Consider the following 12,819-nt stretch of genomic DNA (forward strand, 5'->3'; position numbering starts at 1 on the left):
GATCTGGAGTGGTGGTTTTGACCTACCACCCCCTGATTTCACGTGGAACAGAGTTTCTGAGCGGGAAATTCTGATTATAACAGTAGTATACTATTATTACAATATTATATTATAATAACAGTGTTATATCTTTGTCTTTGGACTCTCGGACTATTTCCACTCGAAATAAGGGGGTGGGGGTGTACCGGACCTTGATTTCAGGTGAAAAAGGATTATAAACCTTGGTTTCGAGTAGAAGTTTACAGATGTCTTCGACTAAAAATAATTCCAGGTTTGAATCGGTCAGCGGGGAGCTGTCTGGTTCGTTTCTGTTTCGGGGGGTGCTGTAGTTTATGGCTCAGGGGGATCTGAAGTCGATGTTTTCGAACTACCTGGAACAGGATTCAGTCTTCAAAAACAAGGATGCTCTTACTCCGCACTACAAGCCGGATGAGATACTGCACAGGGATCAACAGATCGATGATCTGGCTTCGATCCTGGCTCCGGCACTGAAGGGTAACGATCCAAGTAATGTTTTTCTGTACGGTTCTGTAGGAACAGGGAAATCGCTTATCGTAAAACATGTTACAGAAGAGTTGAAGACCGTAGCCACCAACGAACAGGTAGATCTGAATATACTGTATATTAACTGCAAGATGAAGAAAGTCGCCGATACAGAGTACCGCTTACTGGCAAAGCTTGCTGAACAGCTGGGAGAAGACGTTCCGAGCACAGGCCTTGCCACAGAAGAGATATACAACCGTTTCTTCGAGGCCCTGCAGGATATGACAGGCGTTGTCATCATCGCACTGGATGAGATAGATGCGCTTGTCAAGAAAGTCGGAGACGAGTTCCTTTACAATCTTACAAGGATCAACGATGATCTAGAGGATACAAAAGTTTCTATACTTGGAATTTCGAACGATCTGAACTTTACAGAGTATATGGATTCGCGTGTCAAGTCCTCGCTTTCAGAGGAGGAGATTATCTTCCCGCCGTACAATGCTCTGGAGCTCAGAGAGATATTGAAGGCTAGAACAGATGAGGCCTTTGTGGAGGAGGCCTTGAAGGATGGTGTTATCTCGAAGTGTTCGGCATTGGCGGCTCACGAGCACGGGGATGCCCGTAGAGCTCTGGATCTTCTGCGTGTTGCAGGAGAACTGGCTGAGAGAAGTGAGAAAGAGCTTGTGGCCAAGGAGCATGTGGATATGGCTCAGGACAAGATCGAGCGTGATCGTGTTGTCGAGACTGTGAAACAGCAGCCAAAGCAGTCGAAGATCGTGCTTTACACTATTCTTGATATGATCGAGGATACTGAGGAGGAGATCGCTACAGGAGATGTCTATTCGCGTTACAAAGAACTGTGCAGCGATCTGGATGTATCAGAGCTTACTCAGAGAAGGGTTTCAGGCCTTATCAGTGAGCTGGATATGCTTGGTGTTATCAACGCCAAGGTCATAAGCAAGGGTCGTTACGGCCGTACCAGACAGATAAGTGTTGACTTATCTCAAAATATCAGGGAGCAGATAGAACAGCTTGTTGAAGACAAGTTCTATCTGTAGTTTTTGTTTCAACAGGGGGTTGGATTTCAACAGTGAATAAAGGAAAGAGCAGCGATAATAAGGGGGTATCAAGGTGAACGAAGAAGCAGTAAAGAAACTGACAAAGCAAGGATGCATGGTGGGTAAGGAAGCAGCTGAAAAGCTGACTATGGATGATGTAGAACGCATAGATCAGCTTGAAGCCACTCCAATGTATGTCTCAGGCCAGATGCTGGAAAATGTACGTCAGAAAACTTCTCAGAAAGTTATGGTATCCTCTTCAGGATCCAGCAGAGTAGAGACAGAAACAGATACTGAAAATTCTATAGAAAAATCTTCAGAGGCCTCCAGGACACCTATAGTGGAAGAAGATAAGCCTTCAGATGAGGAGGATGGTCCACAGCCGATGAAGGAGCTGGAAGACAATATCTCTGAAGACGAAGAAGATAGATCTTCTGTAAAGGAGAAAGATGATTCTGAAAACGCAGATGACGAGGAAGTAGAAGAGCATAATTCACAGGATGCTGAGGAAGCAGAGGCCCAGGAGATAGTAAAGGATGAAGGCGATTCAGAGGCCTCCGAGGATGTCGATGAAAGCATCTACGGCAGGAGATCATCGCACTTCCAGGGCGGGAAGACTGTACAGATAAGGGATGATAGAAGAAGGGATGAGCTTGATACAAAAGTCGAGATAATGGATGATTACGAGGTCTCCCAGTCTGAGAAAGATGTCCCGGAGTTCCTGGGATACTACAATGATCGTTACGACAAGATGAAGAGGCTTCTGATGAGAAGAAGCGAGTTGAGGTCGGCAACAGCTATTCAGAGGCTTGAGAGAAGAAGTGAAGGTGATGAGGCTGCTACAGTAGGCCTAGTCAAGGATAAGTACTCCACTAACTCCGGGAAGTACATAGTTACGCTTGAGGACAAGACAGGTACTTTCAAGGCCCTTGTTGACGAAAGAGAGGGCGACAAGATCGTCCAGGATGAGATGATCGGTGTACACGGCAGTATGGGAGGCGATATAATCTATGCTAACTCTGTTGTGAGGGCGGATCTTCCGATTCCTGACGGCGTCAAGACTACGAAGGATGAGGTGAAGGCGGCCTATATCTCCGATCTGCATATCGGCTCGGAGGATACTCTTCACGACAGACTGGATCGTTTCGCGAAGTGGCTTGGTACTTCAGAGGCCTCCAAGATCGGTTATCTGGTCATGCCTGGGGATGTCGTCGAAGGTGTAGGAGTTTATCCCGGTCAGGAGGACGAGCTTGAAGTTCCTGATATCTACAAGCAGTACAACAGGTTCGAGGACTGGGTGGAAAAGATCCCGGAGGATATACAGGTTATAGTCGGTCCAGGGAACCACGATATCACACGTCTGGCGGAGCCTCAGCCGAAGATCGATAAAAGTGTGTTTGACAGGGTGACTGATTTCAACAACTTCCATCTGGTGAACAATCCACAGACCGTCAGGCTTCACGGAATCAGGAGTAAAGGCATCAAGAACTTGATGTACCACGGTTACAGCTTCGACGATCAGATCGACGCGATCAAGGAGCTGCGTGAAAACGCCTACGAGGAGCCTTACAGGGTCATGGTCGATCTTTTGAAGAGGAGACACTTGGCGCCAACATATGGCTCCAATCTTCTTTCACCGGAACAGGAGGATCACCTTGTGATAGATCAGAAACCGGATGTCTTCGTCGCAGGACACCTCCACTCCCACTCTAACTACAGTTACAAAGGAGTTAACGTCATCGCAGCAAGCACTTTCCAGGCCCAGACCGACTTCCAGAAACGTGTCGGCCACGAACCGGATCCCGGGAAAGTCACGATAATAAACTACAAGAACAGGAACACCGAGGTGAAACAGTTCTAGTGACGGAGTTAGTGGAATCATACCGGCAGATGAGCGACTACGAAAAAGTCGCCACCATCGATATGGGAGGAACACTTCTCTCAAGGCCTCAGGACTCACCTTCGACACACGCCCGACTGAACGTGGCGCTAGGCCTTGCAGAACAGGAGGAAATGGATCTGTATGTAGAGTTCCAGGCCGGAAACGGAGAGATAAACGATCACAGTGAACACGCCAGAAAGCAGACAGAACTGTTGAGAGGCCTTGAAGACGCAGATATAGAGACATACGCCAATACCGTACAGGAAATTTTACAGGATACAGAGCTCATGCCGGCCGCACAGAGGTTCACGGACGAGCTCGATGAAATGGGATATACTACGGTAGCTGTCTCATCTGCGCCACCGGCCGTTACAATGCCTTACGCCGATGAGCTTGAGCTTGACGGTGTCTACAGGTGGAAAGACTATAATTTCACTGATTCCGGGCTTTTTGACAGAGTGTGGGTGAATCCGGAGGCTCAGAACGGAAAGCACGAAGTTGTTGAAGGCCTGCAGGATCAGGATACAGATGTGGCGCATTTCGGAAACGGAGATAATGATAAAGGAGCAGTCAAGGCTGCTGATGCCGGGAAGAGGCAGTGGTGGATGGCTAATCCGGATAAAGCTGTTGACTGGGCTTTGAAGGAGGCAGAGAAATTATGAAAACTGAAGAATACTTTGAAAGAATAGAAGATAAGACCGAAGAAGCATACGATGTGGCAGAAAAAGCTAGAGATCAGTCAAAGGATCCTGAGCAACGTGTTGATATTCCAGTTGCCAGAGATCTTCCTGAAAAGGCCTCAAGTCTTGTTATTGCGGCTATGTTTCCGCAGCTTGAGGATCAGGGTGTGCCTGAGAGAATCAGAGAGCTTGAAGATGAGTACGGGAAAAACGATGAGCGTGTGGCTTTCTCTATTGCCAGAGAGATCGCTCAGGGTGATTTCCATGAGTTCGATGAACTTGAAAAGGCCTGTAATGCAGGTATCCGTGTAGGAGTATCTTACATGACAGGAGGGATTACTACAGCTCCTCTGGAAGGTATTGGAGATATCAAGATACGTGAAAATAATGATGGCTCCCAGTACATCGCGATGTACTACTCAGGGCCTATCAGATCCGCTGGAGGAACAGCATCTGCTATGAGTGTGCTGCTTGCTGATTACGTTCGTAAAGGTGTTGACCTGGATCCGTTCGATCCGTCGGAAACTGTGGTGAAGAGGTATGGTGCGGAGGTTGAAGACTACTACAACCGTGTGACGGCCAAGCAGTACAATCCAACGCGCGAGGAGACAGAGATGATCGCAAGCAATGTTCCTGTCGAGGTCACGGGATCTCCTACAGAGTCCCTGGAGGTTTCCAACTACAAGGATCTGGATAGGGTTGATACCAATCAGATCCGTGGAGGAATGTGCCTCGTTTATCTTGACGGTCTGCCGTTGAAGGCCTCAAAGATCAAGAAGAGGATCGAGAAATGGGGTGAGGACTTCGGACTGGAGCACTGGGAATGGGTGGAAGAGTACCTTCAGCTCCAGAAAGATATCCACTCTGATGGAGGAGATGAGGACTCAGAGGAAGACGAGGACAAAGCGAAGCATACACCTAGCGACAAGTATCTTGGATCTCTTACCGCAGGAAGGCCTGTATTTGCACATCCGGGGAGAAAAGGAGGATTCAGGCTTAGATACGGTCACTCGAGGACTAACGGCCTTGCAGCAGTCTCATTCCATCCTGCAACGATGGAAATAACAGAGAGATTCATCTCTACAGGTACGCAGTTGAAGACGGAGTATCCCATGAAGGGAACTGTTGGAACTCCCTGCGACTCTATTCATCCGCCAGTAGTTCGTCTTGAGAGCGGCGAAGTAAGAAAAGTCGATACTCGTGAAGAAGCCAAGGAGATCGAAGACGATGTAGATGAGATTCTTTTCCTCGGCGATATGCTTGTAGCTTTCGGAGAGTTCATAGAGAACGGTAAAAAACTGATTCCATCACCGTACGTGTCAGAGTGGTGGGAGAAAGAGCTTGAGAAAGAGCTTGAAGAACAGGACGTCAAACTGGGCCGCGACTTTACAGACAGAGATCCAACGCCAGAAGAGGCCTTCAAGATCTCAGAGGTACTGGATATACCGCTGCATCCGAAATGGACGCATCACTGGAGAGAAACATCTCCGAAGAAATTCAAGGCCCTTTACAGCGATCTCAGAGACGGAAAAGTGGAAAGCCCAAAGGCGAAGAAAGCGCTTGAAGATATACTTGCAGAGTACAGGATCGAAGATGGAGAGGCCAGAATAAAGGAAGAGCAGCTGAAGACGATTAAGGAGCTGCTTGACTTGGAGAACAATCACAGCGAAAAAGTAGATTCGATAGAGGCCTCTAAAGAAATACCTGAGTTTATAGAGAAGGTTTCAGGGATAGAGGTCAGGGATCAGGCACCGCACTACATCGGAGCGCGCATGGGACGGCCTGAAAAGGCCCAGAAGAGAACGCTTAATGGCAAGCCACAGCTTCTATTCCCCTGCGGCAAAGATGAAGGAGGCAGGATGAGAAATCTGTCAGAATCTTACAGGCATGAAACAGTCAACGAACAGATAGTACACAACAGATGCCCTGAATGCGGTGAGATAACACATTACTCGTTCTGCAGAAGCTGTGATGTTCCTGCCGAGCCACGCTGGTTCTGCACCAGCTGTGACGAAGAGTTCAAGGAGGCCACGGAAAAATGTGGTTCATGCGGTAATGAAAGGGTACAGAGATACAAGACCACGGATATCGATGTAGAATCGATGATGAATGATGCGCTGCAGAACGTGGATATGCCTGAGCCTCCAGAGCTACTGAAATCTTTCAGAGGTATGACATCCAAGCATAAGCACGTTGAGCCTATAGAGAAAGGCCTCTTGCGGCAGAAATACGATTTATATGTCAATAAAGATGCCACGGTAAGATACGATGCCACTGACATTCCTATGACACATTTCAAGCCTAAAGAAATCAGTGTCTCGGTTGAAAGACTGAAAGAGATCGGCTATACACACGACAAAGATGGAGAACCTCTTGAAGATGAGGATCAGGTTCTGGAGCTGAAACCACAGGACATCGTAATACCGGATTCAGAAAATACTCTTTCCGCAGCAGACTACATGATGCGTGTAGCGGACTACGTGGATGATTTGCTGGAGCAACTATATGGACTGGATTCTTTCTATGATATAGAGGATAAAGAAGATCTTGTCGGAGAGCTTGTTGTAGGCCTGGCACCTCATACATCAGGAGGGACTGTAGGCCGTATAATCGGCTTTACAAATGCGAAGGGAATCTATGCACATCCTTACTGGCATGCAGCAAAGAGAAGAAACGCTGACGGTGACGAAGATGCAATCATGCTTATGATGGATGGGCTACTTAATTTTTCACGACAGTTCCTTCCTGATATGACAGGAGCAAGGACTATGGATGCTCCACTGATCCTTTCAACAGTACTGAATGCAGACGAGGTTGACGATGAGGCCTGGGCTACTGAGACGGTCGACGAATATCCATTGAGTTTCTACGAGGAAACAATGGAGTACAAGAAGCCGTGGGAGATGGACACGGAGATAGAGATCGGTGAAGATATAGTTCACAGCGATGAACCGTTCCGACATGGATATACTCATGAGTCAGAGGATGTTGAGAACGGGCCTAACCAGTCGGAGTATGTCACGCTTGATGAGATGAGTGAGAAAACATCTGCACAGCTAGGCCTAGGCGAAAAGACCAAGGCTGTGGATGAAGATGCTGTAGCAGAGCTTCTGCTTGATAAACACTTCATACCGGATATCAAGGGAAATCTCAGAAGCTTTTCGTCTCAGAAGATGCGCTGCGTAGACTGTAACGCCAAGTTCCGGCGTGTACCGATGACAAATCAGACAATAGCACCATCAGGGAAAGAGACTGCAGAATGCCCAGAATGCGCTGCAAACCCTGATAAGACAGGAGCAGGCAAAGTTCTTCTGACCATTTCAGAAGGAACGATAAAGAAGTACATGCAGCCTTCAAAAGACATCATCGACAGTTATGAGATCTCGCCGTACAAGAGACAGGAAGTACAGATCTTGAACAGGACGATCCAGAGTCTTTTCGGCAAATCAAACAGGCAGTCAGGCCTCAAGCAGTTTACGGGCTGAATCTCTTTCAAAGGCCTCTGAGATGCGTGGAATACGGGAGGCCTTATCAACTACTTCTCTATTCATTCTCTCCTCTATCTCACTTTCCTGTCTATAATCATCTATGCTGTAATCTCTGTCGTCGAGCTTTGACTTGTGGCCGGATTCTGTTCTCTCCATTTCATTCAGCTCCTCCTCTAGATCTCTGAAGAACTCTTCTACTTTCTCAGGCCTGTAAACTTCTCTTCCAGGAGATGAAAAATCGATTTTGACGCCATAACGCTCCTGCATAAACTCTCTGAATTCTTCCAGCCTTTCCCTGTACTTTTCAGCTACAGGATAAGCGTCTTCTACAAGCATCTTTCTTGAGGCCTCGCTGTTCACATCTCTGGAGTGTTTCAGCTTCCTTGAAGCTTTCAGGCCTATTTTACGTAGATTATCAAGTTTCTCTCGAGTCTTGTCTAGGTCTCGCAACTCTTTCTCTATCTTTTTCCTCAGGTCATTCGGCACGATTCCTTCAGGCATCTTTTCAGGGTTTTCGGCTTTCATATGCCTGATGTATCTGTCCAGAGGCTCGAAGATAGGGCTTTTAGAGAAATTAGTGTCGTATACGCCCTTGATCCAGTTTTGCTGCAGATCTTCAGGCTTCCTTCTTGTTCCAAGAGGCACTTCTCTATCCACTTTAAACATCACATAATCGATCCTACTGCCGCCATCATTCACTTCCATGCTTTTACGGGAAATAAAACGCAAATCATCCGGAGAGCCGTAGATTTTTTCCAGGCCTTTATTGCTTTTTACTGCATACGTCTTCGGCTTCCCCGAAGGATTCCTGATCTCTTCTTCAGGCATTGCAACTACTTCCAGATGCTCTACAGGCACCTCAATCTTCAGTATTACATCGCGTGCGTAACTTTCCGCCGTCTCATAGTATCCACAGAATACACCAGGCTCTGCTATAGCATGATCGCCAGAATTCACCTCGTCCTTTGTGTACTGATCTCTGTACCCGTTTTCAGCGGTGATATATCCTTTTTTCAGGACACTGATCTGTTCATGTCTTCTATCTGCTGTATACTCTTTATTGAAAAATATCTGCTCGCTGCACCCTCTGTAAATCACTGCTTTATCGTAACTGAAAGGATAATCACTTATCTCACCCTTGAGAAATTTTTCACAGTCCCAGACTCTTTCACTCATCTGTATACCAGTTCAACAGTATCCTGTATAAACTTTTGGAAGGCCTTGGGCATAGCTTATTTAGGATTAGAACTGTAATTCTCTGGTATGGAACAACAGGTTGAACTAAAGGAAGTCATGACTGAGGGAGTTATAGCAGTAGATAAAGACGAAAACATTGTATCAGCCTCCAGAACACTTGAAGAGGAAAATATCAGAGGCCTCGTAGTAGTAGATAACGAAGAGGCCGTTGGCGTAGTCGTCTGCAGGGATATAGTGTATCAGGTAGTCGCTGAAGGCCGCGATCCAAGAGATACAACTGTAGAAGATATAATGAGCACAGATCTGATCGTCGCAGAAGAGGATGAACTACTTGACGACGTGGCAATGGCGATGAATCAGAACAAAGTCTCCAGAGTGCCGGTTGTACGTGGAGATATGCTGGTAGGAATCGTAACACAGTCCGACATCCTCCGTGCATGGCCTGGATTCGCAGAGATCATGAGCGAAGACATCGAGATGGAGGCAGAGGCCTCTGCAAGAAGTATTTCGCGTTCTGGAGTCTGTGAGGAGTGTGAGAACTACTCCGAGGAGCTTCAGCAGGTTAACGGAAGATGGCTCTGTGAGGAATGCCGTTAAAGCTTCCAGCTACACACCATTTCTTTTTTGATTTTTAATTTCTCCTGTATTCATGATAGATAGTTTTTTACAGAACTTTTGACAAGTCCATATACATGGAGATAATCGAGGAGATTGCCCGCCGAAGACAGGAGATAGTAGTCGAGAATCCTGGCAGGGCCTACTCCGAGATCAGGGATCTACTGGAGAACAGGCTTTCGTTCGATGAAGTCTTCGAGGAGAAGTACTTCAACGACGTCGATGAAGGCCGAATCCGGACAAAAGTTATGCTTATAGAGGGCCAGGACAAGTTCACAGAGGAGATTATAGAACTTTATCTGTCGATAGATAAAGAGACAGGAAAAGCAGAGATACAGATGAAAGGAAAGCTGGAGACAGAGTATCCGACTGAGAAAAACTACCAGCAGAGCCTGTGGTACTACGCATACCGTTCACTTTTTGACAAGTTCATCTACGGTGAAACACGTGGAGGATACGAGGAAGCTGTAGAACACGACCTGGATCACATTCTCAGACTTGTAAGAGAGAACCTGGAGGAGGATTTCAATGGTTAAGTTCGAGGAACCGCTTCAGAAGAGAAGCGACCACTTCTTTGTCAAGGAAGATCCTGTAAGAATTTACAGAGGCCTCAGAGATATACTTGTAAACGAGTTCGATGTCGACAGGATCGAAAAAGGGAAAAACGAGTTCAATGTTTCAAAGCCGAAGGACAGGCTGCGTCTGCACGCTTTCAAGGAAAAATCAACGCACACAGTGATTCACTGGCGTCTTTCGTGGAAGGCAAAAGCACCTAAAGATATTTACAAGATGGACAGGCCTGACGATATCCTCAAGGCCCGTGTTCAGACAAGCGGGGAAGTTGTAACTGTTTATCCGGGAGCTAATTCGATGCCGGTAATCCCAAAAAAGAAGATGGAGTATCCTCAGTCCCGCATCGATAATTCAGGCCTTCAGGCCGAGGAGAAAACTGCTTTCCAGCGGTCAAAGCTTTACAAAATCATGGTAGGCATCTGGTACAACAAGTTTTACTCAAAGGAGATCGAGAAGTACGAGGAGGAAGGAGATGAGACGATTATCCATCTTCACAACTTGATGCGTGAAAAATTCGGTGTGGAGCCGGGGATTGCCAAGACAGGGGCCTCGGAGTTCACACCGCCGTGGAGATGATGATTTATGTCCGATGATGATTCAGCTGATACTGATTTCCTGAAAAAGATAATGAATTTTGGCAGCGGTGATGACAGCGATGAGCCAGGTTTTCTGGGCAAGATGGCCTGCTGGTTCCATTTCCCGGGAACTACTACATCTGATTGGGAAGAGCATCATTTCCACGAGATTGATGATATCTGGCATCACGAAGAGATTTTCTCAGGAGACAAATTCCTGATTGAAAACGCAACTGAATGGTACGAGAGCCCGAACGTCCCTACCATCTACGCTGATCACAAGTACATATTCAACAACAACATGAACATCTCCAAGCCATTCGAGAAATACTACGAACAAAACGTCGATACCGGCGAATTTGCCTCTGTGATGGAGGCCTATGACGGTCTTCCAAGCGGGAGAGGAGAGCTTACTCTGGAGACGAACATAAGTACTAAGAGTCCACCCAGCGGTGAGAACGACTTTGCCATGGTGGATTACAGCGTAGAACTCTATGTTGAGTATGATTTACCGGGAGGCATAAGCTTTCTGCCCCGGATTCTTGCACATCCTTTGAACAAGCTTTTCCGCCATTACTTCATCAAGTATATCGGCGAGGAAATGCTGGAGTACGATATCGAATACGCCCGGGAAAGAATGATAGAGTACTACGACTACATCAGGAAGTACCACGGAGAGGAGCCTGTACAGACACGTACAAGGCGTGAAAGCTTCGAACCTATCGATGAGGAAACTTTCTTCGACTAGAGGCCACCGTTTTAACTTTCGCCCTACAGTTACAGTACCAGGCTGCCCTCAAGTCAGCAGGCATGAATGAGGCCCTTCACCGGTAGCCTCTATGATTGCTCTGTGTTAAAGGGCAGCCAAATACTACAGAGGCCATCTACAGATGACAGAGATCTACGTAAAAGTCAGGCCTGATTCAGAAGAAATCAGTGTAGACACGTCTTCGGCGATAGTGCAGATCGACTTGACTGAGCCTGCTGAGAACGGCAGGGCGAACAGTCAACTCTTGCAGCTTATCCATGAAAGGACCGGTGAAGAGGCCGCTATAGTTTCAGGCCACAGATCCAGAAGGAAGAAGATCAAGTTCCAGATCAAAGAGGAAAGTTTCAGACAAAAGCTTCAAGGTGAATAAATAAGAATGGGAAAAGTATCACAGAACTCCGCGAACTACATGATAAAGGCAAAGCTGAACTCCAGCGGCATAATTGAAAAATCAGACGTTGTAGGAGCGGTATTCGGCCAGACTGAAGGCCTACTGGGGGAAGACCTTGATCTCAGAGAACTGAGAAACAAAGGGAAGGTAGGACGTATAGAAGTTGACCTGAAAAAGAACTCTGGATCGACGGAGGGAACTATCGAGATCGCAACTTCTCTTGATGCCACTGATACATCTATTCTAGCGGCCTCTCTTGAGACTATCGAAAAGATCGGGCCTACACGGGCAGATATACGTGTAGAAGAAGTTTCCGATGTACGTTCTTCAAAGCGGGATTACATAATCAAGAGATCGAAGCAGATACTGAAGGATATCCGCAGCGAGAATCCGGATATGAACAAGATAAAAGAGGAAGTCAAGCACGAAGTCCGTGAATCCGAAATAGTTAACTTCAGAGGCTTCCCGGCAGGCCCGGATATCTACTTCTCGGATGAAGTTATACTGGTAGAAGGCCAGGCCGACGTCAAAAATCTCGTCAAACACGGAGTCAAGAACGCACTCGCCCTCGGCGGCACATCAGTTCCGGATAAGATACCAGAAGTAACGGAAGATAAGGAAGTAACAGCTTTCCTCGACGGCGACAGAGGAGGAGATCTGATCCTTGAAGAACTCAGAGACCGGATGGAAGTGGACTATGTTGTCAGAGCTCCTGAGGGAAAAGAAGTTGAAGAACTTGATGAAAGACAGACCTTCGAGGCCCTAAGAGATAAAGAAGACTCCCAGTACGTAGAAGAGACAGAATCAGATGAGGAACAAGTTGCAGAAGAAGATCTAGAGGCCTTCAACGAGATTATGAATGAGCTTGTCGCTACAAGAGCACTCAACGTCGTAGATGAAGATTATGAAGTTACGGACAGGATGCCTGTTGATAAGAAGGATGGAGTCGATGCAGAACAGGCCTACGCAGTACTGGCAGATGATACAGTCGACAGCGATCTAGTGAATCTTGCCGAACAGCTTGAAGCCCAGTACGTCATCGGAAGAGACAAGACGGCTACAGTGAACTCTTCAGAAGTAAAGATAATTACGGAAGAAGATATGTAGA

General features: G+C 46.9%; 11 protein-coding genes. 10 read left to right on the forward strand and 1 reads right to left on the reverse strand.

The window, feature by feature from the left end:
* Positions 1 to 332: 332 nt before the first annotated feature.
* From ACK3SF_RS00005 to ACK3SF_RS00020, 4 genes are all read left to right on the forward strand, one after another.
* Positions 333 to 1,541 carry an ORC1-type DNA replication protein gene (locus tag ACK3SF_RS00005; protein ID WP_414837777.1) on the forward strand — a complete coding sequence of 403 codons (1,209 nt, stop codon included), beginning with the start codon at positions 333 to 335 and terminating at the stop codon, positions 1,539 to 1,541.
* Between the two features lie 73 nt (positions 1,542 to 1,614).
* Positions 1,615 to 3,402: a metallophosphoesterase gene (locus tag ACK3SF_RS00010; protein ID WP_414837778.1), complete on the forward strand. Its 1,788-nt coding sequence runs from the start codon at positions 1,615 to 1,617 to the stop codon at positions 3,400 to 3,402.
* Positions 3,402 to 4,085 carry an HAD family hydrolase gene (locus tag ACK3SF_RS00015; protein ID WP_414837779.1) on the forward strand — a complete coding sequence of 228 codons (684 nt, stop codon included), beginning with the start codon at positions 3,402 to 3,404 and terminating at the stop codon, positions 4,083 to 4,085. The genes ACK3SF_RS00010 and ACK3SF_RS00015 overlap by 1 nt, the downstream gene beginning before the upstream one ends.
* Entirely contained in the window at positions 4,082 to 7,588 is a 3,507-nt protein-coding gene (locus tag ACK3SF_RS00020) for a DNA polymerase II large subunit (RefSeq protein ID WP_414837780.1), read from the forward strand. The genes ACK3SF_RS00015 and ACK3SF_RS00020 overlap by 4 nt, the downstream gene beginning before the upstream one ends.
* Here the strand turns inward: ACK3SF_RS00020 and ACK3SF_RS00025 are convergent.
* A complete protein-coding gene (locus ACK3SF_RS00025; RefSeq protein ID WP_414837781.1) occupies positions 7,562 to 8,767 on the reverse strand; it encodes a hypothetical protein in 1,206 nt (401 codons plus the stop codon). The genes ACK3SF_RS00020 and ACK3SF_RS00025 overlap by 27 nt on opposite strands.
* Positions 8,768 to 8,854: 87 nt before the next feature.
* Here ACK3SF_RS00025 and ACK3SF_RS00030 point away from each other — a divergent pair, with 87 nt between their 5' ends.
* The 6 genes from ACK3SF_RS00030 to dnaG all read left to right on the forward strand — a co-directional run bounded on the left by ACK3SF_RS00030 (position 8,855) and on the right by dnaG (position 12,818).
* The gene (locus ACK3SF_RS00030) at positions 8,855 to 9,385 is read left to right on the forward strand and encodes a cyclic nucleotide-binding/CBS domain-containing protein (protein WP_414837782.1); all 531 of its coding nucleotides are present in this window, start codon (positions 8,855 to 8,857) and stop codon (positions 9,383 to 9,385) included.
* Between the two features lie 95 nt (positions 9,386 to 9,480).
* Positions 9,481 to 9,939 carry a hypothetical protein gene (locus ACK3SF_RS00035; protein ID WP_414837783.1) on the forward strand — a complete coding sequence of 153 codons (459 nt, stop codon included), beginning with the start codon at positions 9,481 to 9,483 and terminating at the stop codon, positions 9,937 to 9,939.
* The gene (locus tag ACK3SF_RS00040; RefSeq protein WP_414837784.1) at positions 9,932 to 10,552 is read left to right on the forward strand and encodes a hypothetical protein; all 621 of its coding nucleotides are present in this window, start codon (positions 9,932 to 9,934) and stop codon (positions 10,550 to 10,552) included. Before ACK3SF_RS00035 ends, ACK3SF_RS00040 begins: the two co-directional genes overlap by 8 nt.
* Positions 10,553 to 10,558: 6 nt before the next feature.
* Positions 10,559 to 11,299, forward strand: coding sequence for a hypothetical protein (locus ACK3SF_RS00045; protein ID WP_414837785.1), 741 nt, complete (start codon positions 10,559 to 10,561; stop codon positions 11,297 to 11,299).
* 142 nt (positions 11,300 to 11,441) lie between these two features.
* Complete coding sequence (locus tag ACK3SF_RS00050) at positions 11,442 to 11,690, forward strand: DUF167 family protein (RefSeq protein ID WP_414837786.1); 249 nt, start codon at positions 11,442 to 11,444, stop codon at positions 11,688 to 11,690.
* Between the two features lie 6 nt (positions 11,691 to 11,696).
* Positions 11,697 to 12,818, forward strand: coding sequence for a DNA primase DnaG (dnaG, locus tag ACK3SF_RS00055; protein WP_414837787.1), 1,122 nt, complete (start codon positions 11,697 to 11,699; stop codon positions 12,816 to 12,818).
* Position 12,819 lies beyond the last annotated feature (1 nt).

This window comes from Candidatus Nanosalina sp. VS9-1, assembly GCF_047555085.1.
Taxonomy (GTDB): domain Archaea; phylum Nanohalarchaeota; class Nanosalinia; order Nanosalinales; family Nanosalinaceae; genus Nanosalina.

Bases quoted from the DNA above. Each gene is read 5' to 3' on its own strand.
- ACK3SF_RS00050 (WP_414837786.1), top strand. From the start codon at position 11,442: ATGACAGAGATCTACGTAAAAGTCAGGCCTGATTCAGAAGAAATCAGT.
- ACK3SF_RS00045 (WP_414837785.1), top strand. From the start codon at position 10,559: ATGTCCGATGATGATTCAGCTGATACTGATTTCCTGAAAAAGATAATG.
- dnaG (WP_414837787.1), top strand. From the start codon at position 11,697: ATGGGAAAAGTATCACAGAACTCCGCGAACTACATGATAAAGGCAAAG.
- ACK3SF_RS00035 (WP_414837783.1), top strand. From the start codon at position 9,481: ATGGAGATAATCGAGGAGATTGCCCGCCGAAGACAGGAGATAGTAGTC.
- ACK3SF_RS00025 (WP_414837781.1), bottom strand. From the start codon at position 8,767: ATGAGTGAAAGAGTCTGGGACTGTGAAAAATTTCTCAAGGGTGAGATA.
- ACK3SF_RS00005 (WP_414837777.1), top strand. From the start codon at position 333: ATGGCTCAGGGGGATCTGAAGTCGATGTTTTCGAACTACCTGGAACAG.
- ACK3SF_RS00040 (WP_414837784.1), top strand. From the start codon at position 9,932: ATGGTTAAGTTCGAGGAACCGCTTCAGAAGAGAAGCGACCACTTCTTT.
- ACK3SF_RS00030 (WP_414837782.1), top strand. From the start codon at position 8,855: ATGGAACAACAGGTTGAACTAAAGGAAGTCATGACTGAGGGAGTTATA.
- ACK3SF_RS00020 (WP_414837780.1), top strand. From the start codon at position 4,082: ATGAAAACTGAAGAATACTTTGAAAGAATAGAAGATAAGACCGAAGAA.